General features: G+C 70.0%; 1 protein-coding gene. It reads left to right on the top strand.

Annotated features, from left to right (window positions below):
* Positions 1–108 precede the first annotated feature (108 nt).
* On the top strand, positions 109–1,024 hold a 916-nt coding region (locus P409_RS35095; protein ID WP_034849655.1), incomplete at its 3' end, for a flagellar biosynthesis protein FlhA.

Genomic DNA, 1,024 nt, shown 5'->3' with positions numbered 1-1,024 from the left:
GGCCCGCCACCTGCTGCGCAGCCGGGCGCTGCACCAGCTCGGCGAGATCGAGGCGGCGCGGCGCGCCTTCCGCGACTATCTCGACGCCCCCGACCGGCGGGTGGCGGCATGACGGCGACCCGCACCCGCAGCTGGCAATCCGCCCTGGCCGCCGCGTCCGGGCGGCAGGACCTGATGATCGTGGCCCTGCTGGTCGCGACCATCCTGCTGATGATCCTGCCGCTGCCGACCCTGCTGGTCGACGCGCTGATCGCCTGCAACATGACCTTCGCGGTCCTGCTGCTGATGGTGGCGGTCTATCTGCGCAGCCCGCTCGAGCTGTCGGTGCTGCCCTCGGTGATCCTGATCGCCACGGTGTTCCGGCTGGCGCTGTCGATCGGCGTCACCCGCCTGATCCTGATGCAGGCCGATGCCGGCGCCATCATCCAGACTTTCGGCGAGTTCGTGATCGGCGGCAGCCTCGCCATCGGCCTGGTGATCTTCCTGATCATCACCGTGGTCCAGTTCGTGGTGGTGGTGAAGGGGGCCGAGCGCGTGGCCGAGGTGGCGGCGCGCTTCACCCTCGACGCCCTGCCCGGCAAGCAGATGAGCATCGACGGCGAGCTGCGCTCCGGCGACATCGACCTGGCCGAGGCGACCCGTCGCCGCCAGACGCTGGAGAAGGAGAGCCAGCTCTACGGCGCCATGGACGGCGCCATGAAGTTCGTGAAGGGCGACGCCATCGCCGGACTGATCATCGTCGCGGTCAACCTGATCGGCGGCCTCGCCGTCGGCATGCTGCAGCACGGCATGTCGCTGGGCCAGGCGATGCACGTCTACTCGCTGCTGACCATCGGCGACGGGCTGGTGTCGCAGATCCCGGCGCTGTTCGTCGCCATCACCTCGGGCACCATCGTCACCCGGGTGACGACGGCGGACAGCCGCAACCTCGGTGCCGACATCGCCCGCCAGATCGGTGCCAACCCGACGGCGCTGCTGATGGCCGCGGGGGTGGTGGCGCTGCTGGGCTTCATCCCGGGCTTCC

Source organism: Inquilinus limosus MP06, from assembly GCF_000767795.1.
Classification (GTDB): Bacteria; Pseudomonadota; Alphaproteobacteria; order DSM-16000; family Inquilinaceae; genus Inquilinus; species Inquilinus limosus_E.
Note: the sequence above shows the minus strand (reverse complement) of the source record. Positions and strands in the feature narration are given on the sequence as shown.